Origin of the sequence: Catellatospora vulcania, from assembly GCF_009720385.1 — a bacterium.
Taxonomy (GTDB): domain Bacteria; phylum Actinomycetota; class Actinomycetes; order Mycobacteriales; family Micromonosporaceae; genus Catellatospora; species Catellatospora vulcania.
This window is the reverse complement of the sequence record NZ_WARX01000026.1, coordinates 126,977-142,672: the sequence shown is the minus strand read 5'-3', so window position 1 is coordinate 142,672 and position 15,696 is coordinate 126,977. Positions and strand designations below refer to the sequence as shown.

14 protein-coding genes are annotated in these 15,696 nt (G+C 72.0%); 8 read left to right on the top strand and 6 right to left on the bottom strand.

Features of this window, described 5'->3' with window-relative positions:
• Positions 1-27 precede the first annotated feature (27 nt).
• The 3 genes from F6W97_RS36200 to F6W97_RS36190 form a co-directional block, all read right to left on the bottom strand.
• Entirely contained in the window at positions 28-882 is an 855-nt protein-coding gene (locus F6W97_RS36200) for a S1C family serine protease (RefSeq protein WP_155375081.1), read from the bottom strand.
• 188 nt (positions 883-1,070) lie between these two features.
• Positions 1,071-1,496, bottom strand: a complete 426-nt coding sequence (locus F6W97_RS36195; RefSeq protein WP_155375080.1) for a nitroreductase/quinone reductase family protein — start codon at positions 1,494-1,496, stop codon at positions 1,071-1,073.
• A gap of 52 nt (positions 1,497-1,548) precedes the next feature.
• Positions 1,549-2,448, bottom strand: a complete 900-nt coding sequence (locus F6W97_RS36190) for a C40 family peptidase (RefSeq protein WP_155375079.1) — start codon at positions 2,446-2,448, stop codon at positions 1,549-1,551.
• Between the two features lie 149 nt (positions 2,449-2,597).
• On the opposite strand from F6W97_RS36190, the gene F6W97_RS36185 reads away from it, so the two are divergent.
• Positions 2,598-3,227 carry a TetR/AcrR family transcriptional regulator gene (locus F6W97_RS36185; RefSeq protein ID WP_155375078.1) on the top strand — a complete coding sequence of 210 codons (630 nt, stop codon included), beginning with the start codon at positions 2,598-2,600 and terminating at the stop codon, positions 3,225-3,227.
• Between the two features lie 103 nt (positions 3,228-3,330).
• The gene (locus F6W97_RS36180; protein WP_155375077.1) at positions 3,331-3,873 is read left to right on the top strand and encodes a GNAT family N-acetyltransferase; all 543 of its coding nucleotides are present in this window, start codon (positions 3,331-3,333) and stop codon (positions 3,871-3,873) included.
• A gap of 85 nt (positions 3,874-3,958) precedes the next feature.
• Here F6W97_RS36180 and F6W97_RS36175 read toward each other — a convergent pair whose 3' ends face one another.
• From F6W97_RS36175 to F6W97_RS36165, 3 genes are all read right to left on the bottom strand, one after another.
• Positions 3,959-4,486: a DinB family protein gene (locus F6W97_RS36175; protein WP_155375076.1), complete on the bottom strand. Its 528-nt coding sequence runs from the start codon at positions 4,484-4,486 to the stop codon at positions 3,959-3,961.
• 122 nt (positions 4,487-4,608) lie between these two features.
• Complete coding sequence (locus tag F6W97_RS36170) at positions 4,609-4,953, bottom strand: GNAT family N-acetyltransferase (protein WP_196279478.1); 345 nt, start codon at positions 4,951-4,953, stop codon at positions 4,609-4,611.
• 30 nt (positions 4,954-4,983) lie between these two features.
• Positions 4,984-5,511: a GNAT family N-acetyltransferase gene (locus F6W97_RS36165; protein WP_196279477.1), complete on the bottom strand. Its 528-nt coding sequence runs from the start codon at positions 5,509-5,511 to the stop codon at positions 4,984-4,986.
• A 122-nt stretch (positions 5,512-5,633) separates the two neighbouring features.
• On the opposite strand from F6W97_RS36165, the gene F6W97_RS36160 reads away from it, so the two are divergent.
• From F6W97_RS36160 to F6W97_RS36135, 6 genes are all read left to right on the top strand, one after another.
• The gene (locus tag F6W97_RS36160; protein ID WP_155375073.1) at positions 5,634-6,158 is read left to right on the top strand and encodes a hypothetical protein; all 525 of its coding nucleotides are present in this window, start codon (positions 5,634-5,636) and stop codon (positions 6,156-6,158) included.
• A 148-nt stretch (positions 6,159-6,306) separates the two neighbouring features.
• Positions 6,307-7,368: a LacI family DNA-binding transcriptional regulator gene (locus F6W97_RS36155; protein ID WP_155375072.1), complete on the top strand. Its 1,062-nt coding sequence runs from the start codon at positions 6,307-6,309 to the stop codon at positions 7,366-7,368.
• 71 nt (positions 7,369-7,439) lie between these two features.
• The gene (locus F6W97_RS36150) at positions 7,440-9,722 is read left to right on the top strand and encodes an exo-beta-d-1,3/1,6-glucosidase (protein WP_155375071.1); all 2,283 of its coding nucleotides are present in this window, start codon (positions 7,440-7,442) and stop codon (positions 9,720-9,722) included.
• Positions 9,723-9,942: 220 nt separating this feature from the next.
• Complete coding sequence (locus F6W97_RS36145; RefSeq protein ID WP_196279476.1) at positions 9,943-11,391, top strand: FG-GAP repeat domain-containing protein; 1,449 nt, start codon at positions 9,943-9,945, stop codon at positions 11,389-11,391.
• Between the two features lie 23 nt (positions 11,392-11,414).
• Positions 11,415-13,523 carry an N-acetylmuramoyl-L-alanine amidase gene (locus tag F6W97_RS36140; protein WP_155375069.1) on the top strand — a complete coding sequence of 703 codons (2,109 nt, stop codon included), beginning with the start codon at positions 11,415-11,417 and terminating at the stop codon, positions 13,521-13,523.
• Positions 13,520-15,589 (top strand): DUF4185 domain-containing protein, encoded by a 2,070-nt coding sequence (locus F6W97_RS36135; RefSeq protein WP_230687261.1) that lies wholly within the window; start codon positions 13,520-13,522, stop codon positions 15,587-15,589. The genes F6W97_RS36140 and F6W97_RS36135 overlap by 4 nt, the downstream gene beginning before the upstream one ends.
• The last annotated feature ends 107 nt before the right edge of the window (positions 15,590-15,696 follow it).

The following is a 15,696-nucleotide window of genomic DNA, read 5'->3' as shown; positions in this document are numbered from 1 at the left end:
TTCGTGGCACGTGCTGGTCGGGGGACGTCACAGGGGCGGCGGCGGGCCGCCGGCGGCCGCGGCGGTCACGATCGGCACGGCGAACCCGACGCCGATGAACGTGCCCGCTTCGGTCGGGTTGGCCAGGGCGACCACGATGCCGACCGTCTCGCCGCGCATGTTCACCAGCGGGCCGCCGGAGCTGCCCGGGTTGACCGCGGCGTCGAACTGGATGAGCCCGTCGAGCTTGCCGACGTCGGCGACGGTGACCGAACGTTCCAGGCCCGACACCACGCCGGTGGTGGTCGAGCCGGTCAGGCCGAGCTGGTCGCCGATCGCGACGACCTGCTCGCCGATGCCCGGCACGCCGCCGAGCACCGCCGGGACCAGCACCGGCGGCAGGGTCTTGGGGGTCAGCGCGGCGATGTCCTTGGCCGGGTCGGCGGCCGCGACGGTCGCCGCGGAGGTGCTTCCGTCGGCGTAGGTGACCTCGATCGCGGCCGCGCCCTTGACCACGTGCAACGCGGTGAGGATGGTGCCGTCGGTGTTGGCCAGCACGCCGGTGCCCGACGCTGTCGACGGTGTGCGTCCCGGGCCGGTGGACCGGATCGACACCACCGACGGAAGGAGCACCTGGTAGACCTCGGCGACGGTGAGCACGCCGTCGTCCGACGGCGACGGTGAGGGGGTCACGACGGCGGGGTTGTCGGACGAACCGGCCGCGCCCCACCGGAACGCGACCACCGCGGTGACCGCCAGCGCCACCGCGACACACGTCGCGACCAGGGCACGCCTGTCGAGCCGCCACCACGGGCGCGGTGCCGGGACGGGCTCGACTTCCGCCGTAGCGTCCGGCGGGGGCGCGTCCGGGAGGCGGTCGAGTTTTCCGGCGCGACTCAGCATCCTTTGAGCCTAGGGCCGAAAGCTGAATGTTCCATCAGAGCTGAGCGGTAGATCTGGCAATGCGGTCAGGCCGTCTCACTGATGGACCTCGACGTCGGGCTCGCGGGCGGCTGCGCCGCCGAATCCCAGATCCTTTCGGTCCGGCACGCCACCTCGTCCAGGTGGCGGCGTGCCGACGTGATGCCCGGTTACGCCCCGCCGGCGTCGGGGGCGAGGTCGATGCGTACGGTCAGCGGCCGGGTGGCCATCAGCCGGCCGATGGCGGCATCCCACTGGTACGGCAGCGACCGTGAGCGGGCCGCGACGTCGTCGCCGGGCAGCACGACGGCCCGGCCCTCGCGCCAGCGCCCGCCGACCTTCACCCGCACCACCGGGTCGGCCAGCAGGTTGCGCACGTAGTCGGCCTGCCGTCCGTGCGCGGCGACGAGCCAGAACACGTCCCCGGCCAGCCCGTTGCCGACCGGGGTCTGCCGGGGCCGCCCGGACCGCCTGCCGGTGGTCTCCAGCAGCGCGAACGCGCTCGGGGCAAGCCCTCGGCGCAGTGCCCACCGGGTGATCCGGTTGTTGAGGCGTTCCAGTCCGGTGATCACCCGGTATTTGCGCGAGCGCGGCATGGGCACAGTGTGCGCACTCCCGGCCGCGCTGCCAACCGCCGGAATCCGTCGCCTACTGCAGGCGCAGGCGGCGGCCGGACACCAGGTGGCCGCGGCGGCGCTCGCTGAGCGCGCCGTCGACGCAGGCCCAATCGGTCTGGGAGACGTGCAGCACCTGCTGCTCGCCGCCCGTGCAGACCCCGGTGTGGTACACGTCGCCGGTCTTGTCGTTCTGGAAGACCGCGAGGTCGCCGGGGGCGAGGTCGGTCACCTCCACGTGCTCGCCGAGCAGTGCCAGGTCGCTGGCGTCGCGCGGGATGGTGTGCCCGAACCGGCGGTAGATGAGATGGGGGAGCCCGGAGCAGTCGAGCATCAGCCCGTGGGTGCCGCCGGCCAGGTACATCAGGCCGAGGAACATCCGTGCGGCGGTGACCAGTTGCGCGGCGGTCGGCAGCGGGCCACGGGTGTGGTGGGCGTCGAGGTGCTTGTCCGCCACCCAGCCGAAGCCCCCGCCGGGCAGGGCGACCTCGGTGAACGCGTCGCGCCGCCGGCGGGCCGGGAGCACCGTGGCGTAGCTGAGGTCGTCGGCCAGGATCCGGCCGCCGGGGGCGTCCCTGAGATCGGTGACCTGTTCGGTGACCACGACGTGCTCGCCGGTCGCCTCGGCGGGGGCGGCGAGCTGGGCCAGGGGCAGCCAGCCCGGGTAACCGCGGGGGTCCTTGCGGGTCGGCTGCGCCGGGGCGTTGACGCGGGCCCAGCCGTCGCGGACCTCTCGCACCAGCACGGTCTCGCCGAGCAGGAGCTGGCTGTCGACCCGGCCCCACAGGTCGCGCCGCTCGTCCGGGCCCTGGGCCGCGGCCCAGGCGCGCAGCCGCGCGGGGGACTCCAGGGCCGGTGCGTCCAGCGGCCGTACGGCATCGGGGGAGGTCCACAGCGCGGCGGCGGAGACCGCCACGGACATGGTCTGGTTCATACGCTCCCCTTGTAGGAAATAGCTGCTTCACGGTGGAGCGTACAAAAGTTTCCTTCATCGGGGCACCGCCGCCCACGCCGTGGGAGCTGGCCGAACGGCAGGCGGCCACAATATTGGACCATCCGGTCCAAGAGTTCTAGGATGGGCAGGTGACGGCCACCAGACTCACCGCGAAGGGCGCCGCGACCCGGGACCGCATCGTCTCCGCCGCAGCAGACCTGGTGCTGGCCCGTGGCGTCGGCGGCACCAGCCTCGACGACGTCCGCGCCGGCACGCTGACGAGCAAGAGCCAGCTGTTCCACTACTTCCCCGGCGGCAAGAGCGAGCTCGTGCTGGCAATCGCCGAGCTGCAGATGCAGCGGGTGCTGCAGGCGCAGCAGCCGTATCTGCGCACCCTCGACACCTGGGCGGACTGGGACGGCTGGCGCGACGCGCTGCTGGCGCACTACGCCGCCCAGCCGCACTGGGGCTGCCCGATCGGCACCCTGGTCAGCGAGCTCGTCGGCACCGATCCGGCGGCGGCCGCCACGGTGGTCGGGCACCTGAACCGGTGGCGCGGGCACCTGCGCGACGGGCTGGTCCGCATGCGAGACGGCGGCCTGCTGCGCCCGGACGCCGATCCCGAGTGCCTGGCGCTGGCGGTCTTCGCCTCCGTCCAGGGCGGCCTGCTGCTCACCCAGGCGCTGCGCTCGATCGAGCCGCTGTCGGCAGCGCTGGACGCGGCCCTGACCGCGCTGCACGCGGCCGCCCCGGACGGCCACGCGTACGCGACCCGCTGATTGCTTCACGGGTCTCACCCCGAGCCGGTCCGACCGATCGGCAGTTGATCACCGTTTAGGATCTGTCGATCGTGGTGGTGCGATCGACGCGGGGAGCAGACCCATGACCTATGTCGTACGCAGGATCGAGCCGGGGGAATGGCGTCAACTGCGCGCCCTGCGGTTGGAGGCGCTGACGGATTCACCGACCGCCTTCGGAACCACGTACGCCGACGCGGCGGGACTCGCCGACGAGGTCTGGCGGCAGCAGGCGGTGGCGAACGCGACTTCCCCGACCTCGGCCTTGTTCGTCGCCGCCGCGCAGGACGGCCGCTGGGTGGGGATGGCCGGTTGCGCTCCGGTGGCCGAAGTCCCCGGCACCGCCTGCATCCAGGGTGTCTACGTGGCGCCTGCACATCGTGGCCGGGCGACCGGACCGGCCGCCCGGCTGATGGACGCCGGGATCAGGTGGACCCGCGACAACACCGATGCGTCATGGCTCACCCTGGGCGTACACGAGGACAATCACCGGGCACAGGCCTTCTACCGGCGAATGGGGTTCACGGATACCGGCAAGGTGGTGCCCTACCACCTCGACCCGTCCAAGAAGCTCTACATCCTGGGCTATCAGAACTTCCGCCCGAGCCTGCCCATCGGCCTCGGGTAGAGCAGCCAGATGACCGGTGTCCTGTCCTGGCGCAGGCGCACAGGGACGCCATGCGACCCACCTGTGCGCGCCGTGCATGACTCGGTTACGGCCCGGTGGACCCGTCGATCCGTTCGCGGAGGAGGTCGGCGTGGCCGGTGTGCTGGGCGTACTCCTCCAGGATGTGGATGTAGACCCAGCGCAGGTTGACCTTGCCGGTCGGCGCCTTGGGATCGGCAGCGGGCTCGTCCAGGTCGCGCCCGGCCACGGCGGCGTCGCAGGCGGCGGTCTCGGCCAGGAAGCCCGCGTAGTCGGCCTCGGCATCCGCGTCGGCGACCAGTTCCAGGTCGCCGTCGGGGTGCTCGTCGGTCCAGTACAGGGCGCGCAGATCCTCCTGCAGGTACTTCATCCGGAACCAGAACCGCTCGACGTCGGCCATGTGCCGCAGCAGGCCCAGCAGGGTCAGGTTCGACGGCTCGACGGCGGCGGTCTTGAGCTGCTCCGCGGTCAGGCCGGCGCACTTGCGGAGCAGGGCGATCCGCCGCCTTCGCAGCCAGTCGTCCAGCATCTCGCGCTCGTCGCAGGCCATGTCCGTATAAGGTTCCCGCGCGACGTCGGGTGCGATCCATGCCATAGCGACATCCTCGCGGGCGCGGCAAGCCATTTCCGGCCGGGACCGCCGAATGGCGTCGGGCGTGTCGCGGCGACCTGCCGCGGAACGTCAGGCCGTCGCCATCCGGCTGGGTTCGACCGCCGTCAGGCCGACACCGCGGTCAGCGGTTTGCGGTAACGGGGCATCCGCCGGCCGACCTCGTAGCCGGCCCGTTCGTAGAGGGCCACGGTCCGGTGCGGGTTCTCGGCCACGGTCCGGATCGCCGCGTAGGTGACGCCGTGCTCGCGCATGGCCGCCAGGCTGCGGGTGACCAGTGCCAGGGCGAGACCCTGCCGCCGGTACGCGGGCCGCACCGCGACCCACGGCGAGTCGGCGCTCCGGCTGCCGGTCCGTTCGGCGGTCGCCAGCCCGGCGATCTCGTCACCGGCCCAGGCGACGGCCCACAGCTCGGTGTCGCGTACCCCGGCCAGATAGGTGTCGTAGTCCACCGACACGAACCCGGCCCGGCTGCCGGTGAATCACTCGACGATCGCGGCGTGGATCCGCGGTTGATGCTCGGCGAGCACGGGCCGGATCTCCAGGCCGGGCGGCAGCGCGGTCGGCGGGTTGGCGTCGACGGCGAGGCAGCGCAGTTCGACGACGGTGAACGCGAGCCGGTAGCCGTGGTCGAGCAGGAGTTGCCGGGAGCCTGGCTGGCTGTCGTCGGCGTTGGCGCCGAGCTGCTGGTGCGGCAGGCCCGAGCCGAGCGAGGCGGCGTACTCCTCCCGGTGGCGCAGCAGCGCGCTGCCGTGGCCGCGGCCCCGGTGTGCCGGGTCGACGCAGCCGGTGACCAGGAACAGCTCCGTGCCGTCGTCCTCGGTCCAGCGGTCGAGCCCGCCGAAGCCGATGATCTGTCCGGCTTCCTCGGCGACCACGAACGTCTCGGCCGGTGTCATGTCGAAGTCGGGGCCGGGCAGCCAGACGGCACCGTCGACCGCGAGCGCGGCCTGCCGCACGCGCGCGAGCTGGTCGTCGTCTGCCGGTCCCGCGTACGCCCGTATTTCCATGGGCGCCGATGTTAACGGCATGGCGCGCATTGGTCGCCCGGATTCCCACGGGCGCCGCGATTGCCCGGCACGGCCCGCTCGGTCTACCGTGAGTCACGCCTTACCACGGGGGAGGAAGTGGCGTGACCGTCCACATCGCAGGGCACGATCCGGCTGCACCGCCGGTCTACTGCAGACGGTGGAACTTCCGCCGCCACGAGCCGGTCGAGCCGCTCACCGCGGACGAGGCCCAGGGGCGGGACCTGGCCGGTGAGCCCTACGCGGTGATCCCGGCCGCCCCGCCCAGCGGCGTGCCCGACGTGGTCATCGAGATCGCCTGGGACAACGGGCACGCCGGGGTCTGGTTCTTCGACGCCTACGGCCGCCAGTGCCTGCACTACTCCTTCCGGCGCAGCGGCGACCTGCTGTTCCTCGGCGGGATGACGCAGTGGGACTACCCGGACGCGCAGGCGGCGACGCTGTCCGGGGCGACGTGCGTGACCTGGTTCGAGTTCCGCGAGGACGGCGGCGCCCGCCGGGTCATCAGCGACGACACGGCCCAGCAGCGCACCGTCGAGGACCGTACGGGCGTGGACGTCAGCACGCAGTGGGAGCCGGTGCCCAGTTTCGGCAAGTGGGACTCGCTGGCCCGGTGGAGCCGCAGTTAGGGCGTGTGCCCGGTCCCACGATGGTGGGAGAGCGCGATCCCGGCAGGTGGAGCATCGTCATACCGGGTTCCGTTGAGAGCGCTCTCCAAACTATGGTGCCGACAGGGCGCGCGACGGGGCGCGGCCCGCACCGAGATTGCGAGTGCCCATGCCGTACCGGAAGCTGACCATCGAGGACGTCGCCCACAAGGCCGGGGTGTCGCGGGCGACCGCGTCCCGCGTGCTCAACAACGCGCCGGGCGTCTCGGCCGACCTGCGTACGCGGGTCGACCGGGTCGTCGCCGATCTCGGCTACCGGCCGAACGCGGCCGCGCGCGCCCTCGCCTCGGGCCGCCGTGACGCCCTCGACCTGGTCGTCATCGCGTGTCACGGCGACATCAGCCTGTTCGGTGCGCAGCCCTACTACAGCCGGGTCATCGCGGGCGTGCTGTCGGCGCTGGCCGGCACGGACACCCAGCTGCGCGTCAACGTGGCCGGCGCGGACGAGGCGGCGGAGCTGGTCGACCGCGTCGCGCAGTCGGTCACGGCCGGGGCTGTGCTGGTCAACGTGTCGCCCGCGCTGGCCGCCCGCTTCCACGCGCGGTGCCGGCGGGTGGTGTCACTGGGCGCGACCGCGCCCCAGGTGCCGGCGGTCGAGCCCGAGAACAGCCGGGCCGCGTACGAAGCGATCAGCCTGCTGCACCGGATCGGCCGCCGGCGGATCGCCGCGATCCACGGCCCCGACTGCAACACCTGCGCGGCCGGCCGCCGCGCCGGACACCTCGAAGCGATCCGTGAGCTGGGACTGCCCGACATCGCCGTCGACGGCGGGTTCCGGCGCGAGGGCGGCTACGCGGCCGCCACCCGGCTGCTGGCCGAGCACCCGGACCTCGACGGGATCTTCGCGGCCTGCGACATGATGGCCGCCGGAGCGATCCAGGCGATCACGGACGCGGGCCGGCGCGTCCCCGACGACATCGCCGTCGTCGGCTTCGACGACAGCGCCGTGGCCGCCTGCGTGAGCCCGCCGCTGACGACGATGCGCCTGCCGGTCGAGCAGATGGCCGCCGCGGCGACCAGGGCGCTGCTGGAGGGCGCCGCGGCGCCGCACTGGCGGCGGTTCTTCCCCGTCGACGCGGTCGTGCGCAGCAGCACGGGGCCCGACGCCGCGCTCGGACTCCCACCCGCCCGTTCACCGCATCCGGTGGCCGCGCTCGCCGGCCGCACGTAGCGGCCTCCGGTTCGTTGGACTTCCTGCACCTCGCCAGCCAGGACACCGCCGGTGTCCGTGAAAGGAACCCCGTGTCGTCCCTGCCGTACCTCGACCCCACGCTGCCGACCGAGCAGCGCGTCGCCGACCTCGTCGGGCGGATGACCCTGCCGGAGAAGGTCGGGCAGATGCTCCAGCTCACCGCCCGCGACGGCGTACGCCACCTGGTCGAGGAGTTCCACGTCGGCTCGATCCTGCACGGCTCGCCCGAGCGGGTCCGCGAGGCGGCGGACCTGGCCGGGCGCACCCGGTTGGGCATCCCGCTGCTGGTCGCCGAGGACTGCATCCACGGCCACTCGTTCTGGACCGGCGCGACGATCTTCCCGACCCAGCTGGGCATGGCGGCGACCTGGGACGCCGCGCTCATCGAGCAGGTCGCCCGGATCACCGCCGTCGAGGTCGCCGCCACCGGCGTGCACTGGACCTTCTCGCCGGTGCTGTGTATCGCCCGGGACCTGCGCTGGGGCCGGGTCAGCGAGACGTTCGGCGAGGACCCGTTCCTCATCGGCGAGTTCGCCTCGGCGATGGTGCGCGGCTACCAGGGCGGCGGACTGGACGACCCGACGGCGATCCTGGCCTGCGCGAAGCACTTCGCGGGCTACTCCGAGACGCAGGGCGGCCGCGACGCCAGCGAGGCCGACATCTCGCGGCGCAAGCTGCGCTCGTGGTTCCTGCCGCCGTTCGAGCGGGTGGCCCGCGAGGGCTGCCGCACCTTCATGCTCGGCTACCAGTCGATGGACGGCGTCCCCGTCACCGTGAACGACTGGCTGCTCAACGAGGTGCTGCGCGGCGAGTGGGACTACCGGGGCACCCTGGTCACCGACTGGGACAACGTCGGGCGCATGGTCTGGGAGCAGCACATCTTCCCCGACTTCACGGCCGCCTCCGCGGCCGCGGTGAAGGCGGGCAACGACATGGTGATGACCACGCCCGACTTCTTCGACGGAGCCCAGGACGCCGTCGCCAAGGGCCTGCTGGAGGAGTCGGACCTGGACGCGGCGGTCACCCGCATCCTCACCCTGAAGTTCGAGCTGGGCCTGTTCGAGAACCCGCGCCACCCCGACGCCGCCCGTCAGGCCGAGGTCATCGGCATCGCCGCGCACGCCGAGGTGAACCTGGAGGTCGCCCGGCGCTCGCTGGTGCTGCTGCGCAACGACGGCACGCTGCCGCTGGCCGGGGGCCTGACGGCCGGGCCGGACGGTCGCGCCGCCACGGACGGACCGGCGCGCACCATCGCGATCGTCGGCCCCAACGCCGACGACCCGCACACCCAGCTCGGCGACTGGGCCGGCGCGTCCGGCCAGGCCGAGTGGCTGCCCGACGGCCACCCCCGCGAGATGATCACGACCGTGCTCGACGGCTTGCGGGAGATCGCCCCGGACGGCTGGACGGTCACCCACGCCCGCGGCGCGGACATCGTCGTCACCGGGCCGGACCCCGAAGGTGAGTTCTTCCCCGACGGGCAGCCGCGCCCCGACGTCGCTCTGCCCGCCGCGGTCGACGAGGCGCTGATCGCGGCGGCGGTGGCCGACGCGAGCCGGGCCGACTACGTGGTCGCCGTGGTCGGCGACCGGATCGAGCTGGTCGGCGAGTACCGCTCGACCGCCACGCTCGAACTCGTGGGCGGTCAGGTGGCACTGCTCGACGCGCTGGCCGCGACGGGCAAGCCGCTGATCGTGGTGCTGCTGAGCTCCAAGCCGCTGGTGCTGCCGCCGTCGGCGCTGAACGCGGCCGCCATCGTGTACGCCGCCAACCCCGGCATGCGCGGCGGTCGTGCGGTCGCCGAGCTGCTGCTGGGGCTGATCGAGCCGACCGGCCGGCTGCCGATCTCCTTCGCCCGGCACGCCGGGCAGCAGCCGACGTACTACAACCAGGTGCGCGGCCAGCACGGGCACCGCTACGCCGACCTGACGCAGGCCCCGGCGTTCGCGTTCGGGCAGGGCCTGAGCTACACCACGGTGGAGTACTCGGGCCTGCGGGTGCTGACGCCGACCGTGGGCACGAGTGACACGGTGCGGGCGCAGGTGCAGTTGCGCAACACCGGCGCGCGGCCGGCGGTCGAGACCGTGCAGGTGTACGTCAGCGACACGGTGACCTCGGTGACCTGGGCGGAGCAGGAGCTGAAGGCCTACCGGCAGGTGACGGTGGCGCCGGGGGAGACCTGCCTGGTCGAGCTGGAGGTGCCGGTGTCGGCCTGCTCCATCGTGGACGCGCGGGGCGCGCGGGTGGTCGAGCCGGGCGAGTTCGAGCTGCGGGTGGGCCCGTCGTCACGGGTCGAGGACCTGCAACGGGCCGGGTTCACCGTGGTCGTCTGAGGTCCGTAGGACCTGATCGGCGGTTCCCTTCGGGGGCCGCCGTTCGCCGTCTCCGGGGCATGTGCGGGAAACCTATTGATCGAATCTCGTTTATGTAGATTCATTTCTTGACGCCTATATGGGACGGCGGTAAGTTTCGCTGGAATCGATTTCACGCCGCCCCGAAGCCGTGGCGTCCCCCTTCTGAACAGGCGACCTCACCACCCCCGGAGGAATGCCCATGATCCGCCGTACCCTCACCGGCCTCGTCCTGTCCGGCCTGGCCGCCGCAGCCGCGGTCGTCGCGGTCCAGCCCGCGGCGGCATACGCCGCCTGCACCTCGATACCGGCCGGCCACGACCCCGCGGTGATCGTCATCGTGCACCGGGTCGCCCGCAGCCTGAACGTCAGCGACAAGGTCATGCTGTCCGGCTTCGAAGCCGGCTGGGTCGAGTCCCACATGAACAACCTGCCCTGCGGCGACAAGTCGTCGCTGGGCGTGTTCCAGCAGCGCTGGGACTACGGCTGGGGCACCCCGGAACAGATCATGGACGTGGTCTACGCCTCGACCCAGTACTTCACCCGCGCGGTCGTCTGCGCCCGCGACAACCCCGGCTACCGCGCCGGGCAGGTCGCCCAGTGCGTGCAGCGCTCCGGCTTCCCCGACCGCTACGACCAGGTCGAGGCCAAGGCCCGCAGCCTGATGGCCGAAGCCCGGCGGGTCGCCGAGACAGCCGCCGCCGCGTCCACCGACGTCAACGGCGACGGCCGCGACGACATCGCGACGTTCACCCAGAACGCCCTCGCCGACGTGTACGTCGCGCCCTCCACCGGCAGCGCCTTCGCCGGCACCTCGGTGAAGTGGAACGACTTCTTCGCCCTCGGCGGCGAGACCGCGCTGGCCGGTGACTTCAACGGCGACGGCAGGGACGACATCGTCGCGTTCACCCACGGCTCGACCGGCACCGCGGCGGGCGACGTGTACGTGGCGCTGTCCACCGGCACCGGCTTCCTGGGCGGCGCGAAGTGGCACGACTGGTTCGCCCCCGGCGCTGAGGTCCCGGCGGTCGGCGACGTCAACGGCGACGGCAGGGACGACATCATCACGTTCACCCACAACCCCGCCGGTGACGTGTTCGTGGCCCTGTCCAACGGCTCCTCGTTCGGCGCCGGGGTCAAGTGGCACGAGTTCTTCGCCCCGGCCGGGGAGTACCCGGCCGTCGGCGACGTCAACGGCGACGGCAGGGACGACATCATCACCTTCACCCAGGGCCCGGCGACCGCCGCCGACGTGATCGTCGGACTGTCCAACGGCAGCTCCTTCGGCCCCGGGCTGAAGTGGCACGACCTGTTCGCGGTCGGCGCGGAACTGCCCCGGGTCGGCGACGTCAACGGCGACGGCAAGGACGACATCGTGACGTTCACCTGCAACGCCGACGCCGACGTCTACGCCGCCGTGTCCAACGGTTCGGCGTTCACCGGCACCACCGTCAAGTGGAACGACTTCTTCTGCACCGCAGGCGAGTTCCCGATCCTCGGCGACGTCAACGGCGACGGCAAGGACGACATCATCGTCTTCACCAAGGCCGCCACCAACGACGTGTACGTCGGCCTGTCCACCGGCACCGGCTTCCTGGGCGGCGCGAAGTGGCACGACTTCTTCGGCCTGACCGGCGAGACCACCCTCTGATGACCACCCCCGAGAGGACCACCATGCCATCCCGTACGCCCCACCGGGCGGCCCTGCTCGGCGTGACGCTCGCCGCCGCGCTGCTCGCCGCGGGCACCCCCGCCGTCGCGGCCCCCGCGCCGCAGCCGCCGATCGCCGCTGCCTTCGACCACGCCGCCGCCACCTCCGGCGTGCCCCGTGACCTGCTCGTCGCCATCGGATACGGCGAGAGCCGCCTCGACGGCCACGACGGCGCGCCCAGCGCCGCCAACGGCTACGGCGTCATGCACCTGGCCGACAACCCCGGCAACAGCAGCCTTCCCCTGGCCGCCAAGCTCACCGGGCAGGCCGTGGCGCGGCTGAAGGCCGACACCGCCGCCAACATCCACGGCGCTGCGGCGGTGCTGCGCGCGTACGCCGACGACCTGGGCCTGCGCGCCGCCGACCGCAACCGGCTCGCGGCATGGTATCCGGTCGTCGCCCGCTACTCCGCCGCGACCGAGGACGCGACCGCGCGCCTCTACGCCGACCACGTGTACGACCTGCTCGGCACGGGCCTGTCCGGCCGCGCCGAGAACGGCGAGGTGATCGCCGTCAAGGGCGCGGCGGTCAAGCCGCAGCTCGGCCGCTACGCCACGGTCGCTCCCGCCGGAGCAGGCGCGTCTGCCTCGACCGGCGCTGCCCCGCTCGCCGCGGCGGCCGCGCTGCCCGAGTACCCGCCCGCCCGGTGGATCTCCGCCGCAGGGGGCAATTACGGCGCGGGCCGCTCGTCGGCGATCACCACCGTGGTCATCCACGTCACCCAGGGCTCGTACGCGGGCACGGTGAGCTGGTTCCAGAACCCGTCCGCGGGCGTCAGCGCCCACTACGTGGTGAAGTCCAGCAACGGCGAGGTCACCCAGATGGTGCGCGACGGCGACACCGCCTACCACGCCCGCTCGGCCAACCCGTACGCGCTGGGCATCGAGCACGAGGGCTTCGTCGACAACCCGGCCTGGTTCACCGACGCGATGTACCGCTCCTCGGCGGCGCTGACCCGGCACCTGACCGGCAAGTTCGGCATCCCGCGCGACCGCGCCCACATCAAGGGCCACAACGAGATGCCGGGCAACGACCACACCGACCCGGGCCCGCACTGGAACTGGAACTACTACATGTCGCTGGTCAACTCCGGCGGCGGCACCGGCGGCAAGTACTTTGCGGGCTCGCCGACCGACTTCAGCGGCGACGGCAAGGACGACATCGTCACGTTCACGCACGGCTCGCTGGCCGACGTGTACGTGTCGCCGTCGACCGGCAGCGGCTTCGCGGGCACCTCGGTGAAGTGGAACGACTTCTTCGCGCTGACCGGCGAGACCCCGCTGACCGGCGACTTCAACGGCGACGGCAAGGACGACATCGTCGCGTTCACGCACGGCACCACGGGCACCGCGGCGGGCGACGTCTACGTGGCCCTGTCCACCGGCACCGGCTTCCTGGGCGGCGCGAAGTGGCACGACTGGTTCGCCCCCGGCGCTGAGGTCCCGGCCGTCGGCGACGTCAACGGCGACGGCAAGGACGACATCATCACCTTCACCCACGACGCCGCCGGCGACGTGTTCGTGGCGCTGTCCAACGGCTCGTCGTTCGGCGCGGGGATCAAGTGGCACGAGTTCTTCTCCCCGGCCAACGAGTACCCGGCGGTCGGCGACGTCAACGGTGACGGCAAGGACGACCTGATCACGTTCACGCAGGGTGCGGCCGCCGCCGCCGACGTGATCGTGGGGCTGTCCAACGGCAGCTCGTTCGGCCCCGGGCTGAAGTGGCACGACCTGTTCGCGGTCGGCGCCGAACTGCCCCGGGTCGGCGACGTCAACGGCGACGGCAAGGACGACATCGTCACGTTCACCTGCAACGCCGACGCCGACGTGTACGCCGCGGTGTCCAACGGCTCGGTGTTCGTCGGCACGACGGTGAAGTGGAACGACTTCTTCTGCACCGCGGGGGAGTTCCCGTTCCTCGGCGACTTCAACGGCGACGGCAAGGACGACATCATCGTGTTCACCAAGGGCTCGCTCAACGACGTGTACGTGGGCCTGTCCACCGGCACCGGATTCCTGGGCGGCGCGAAGTGGCACGACTTCTTCGGCCTCAACGGAGAGACGACGCTGTGAGGCGTCTGCCCCTCCTGATCGCCGCGGCGATCCTGCTGCCGGTCGGCGTCGCCGCCCCGGCAGCGGGGTCGGCCCCGGCCGCACCCGCCGCACCAGCGGCGGCTCCCGCGGCGGTGGCCGCGTCCCCGGCGCAGCGCATCGCCAAGCTCACCGGGCCCGCGTCGATGAACGCCACCGACACCAGGTGGCAGCTCAAGGCCACCGACCTGGGCATCATGTGGGACAACGGGTCCGGGCAGATCCTGACCGCGTTCGGGGACACGTTCGGCAACGGGTGGACCGGGCCCGGTGGCGGCGTCGGCAACGGCGCGACCATCGACTGGCGCTGCAACACCCTGGTCCGCAGCACCGACCGCGAGCTGGCCGACGGCATGACCTTCGACAACGCGGTACTGGACCGGGCCGGTCACGCCGGCACGCTGCTGCCCTGCAAGCAGATCAACTTCGACGAGATGACGGTCATCCCGACCGCGGGCATCTCGGTGGGCAACCGCCAGTTCATGCATTACATGTCCGTGCGCAACTGGGGCGAGCCGGGCCGGTGGTACACCAACTACTCCGGCATCGCGTACTCCGACATCAACGGCCAGACCTGGGTCAAGCATCCCACCGCGCGCTGGAACAACACCCCGGCCTGGGACAACCGGTTCCAGATGGGGGCCTTCGTCCGCGAGCAGGGCTTCGTGTACATGATCGGCACGCCCAACGGGCGCTTCGGGTCGGCCTACCTGTCCCGGGTGCCCGAGGGGCAGGTCCTCGACATCGCTGCGTGGCGCTACTGGAACGGGGCGACCTGGGTCACCGACCAGTGGGTGTCGGCGGTGATCGCGCCGGGGCCGGTCAGCGAGGTGTCCGTGCAGTACAGCCGGTACCTCGGCCGGTACGTCATGGCATACCTCAACGAGTCGCGGGCCGCGATCGTGCTGCGCACCGCGCCGTCGATCACCGGACCGTGGGGACCGGAGGAGGTCATCGCCACCGGCGCGGCCTACCCCGGGCTCTACGGGGCGTTCCTGCACCCCTGGTCGGCCGCGTCGAACAGCCCGTGGCTGTACTTCACCATGTCGCAGTGGGATCCGTACAACGTGTACCTGATGCGGGTCCGGCTCACCGGCGGCGGCATGTTCGCCGGGTCGCCGACCGACGTCACCGGCGACGGCCGCGACGACATCGTGACGTTCACCCAGAACACCCTCGCCGACGTGCACGTCGCCGCCAGCACCGGAAACGGCTTCGCCGGCGGCGCCAAGTGGCACGACTTCTTCGCCCCGGCGGGGGAGACCCCGCTGACCGGTGACGTCGACGGCGACGGCCGCGCCGACGCGATCACGTTCGTACACGGCAACGGCGACGTGTACGTGGCCCGCTCCACCGGCGCCGGCTTCGGACCAGGCGTGAAATGGCACGACTGGTTCGCCCTCGGCAACGAGATCCCGGCGGTCGGCGACGTGAACGGCGACGGCAGGGACGACATCGTCACCTTCACCCACGACGCCGCCGCCGACGTGTACGTGGCCCTGTCCACCGGGACGTCGTTCAGCGGCACCACGGTCAAGTGGCACGAGTTCTTCGCCCCGGCCGGGGAGTTCCCGGCGCTCGGCGACGTCAACGGCGACGGCAGGGACGATCTGATCACGTTCACGCAGGGGCCCGCCACGGCCGCCGACGTGATCGTGAGCCTGTCCACCGGCACCGGGTTCGGCCCGGCCGCCAAGTGGCACGACCTGTTCGCCGTCAGCGGCGAGTCACCCCGGGTCGGTGACGTCAACGGCGATGGCAAGGCCGACATCGTCACGTTCACCTGCAACGCCGACGCCGACGTGTACGCGGCCGTCTCGAACGGCTCGGCGTTCGTCGGCACCACGGTCAAGTGGAACGACTTCTTCTGCACCGCGGGAGAGTTCCCCTACCTGGCCGACGTCAACGGCGACCGCAAGGACGACATCGTGGTCTTCACCGGCGACCCGCTCAACGACGTGTACGTCGGGCTGTCCACCGGCACCGGCTTCCTCGGCGGCGCGAAGTGGCACGACTTCTTCGGCCTGACCGGCGAGACCGCGTACTGAACCGGCCGGGGCGGGTTGTGGTGCGGCGGCGCGACTCCTGGTCTGCCTCACGCGGGAGCCGGGTCCCGGCGTCACGTGATGAGCCGGACACGTTCTGCCAGGTCGAC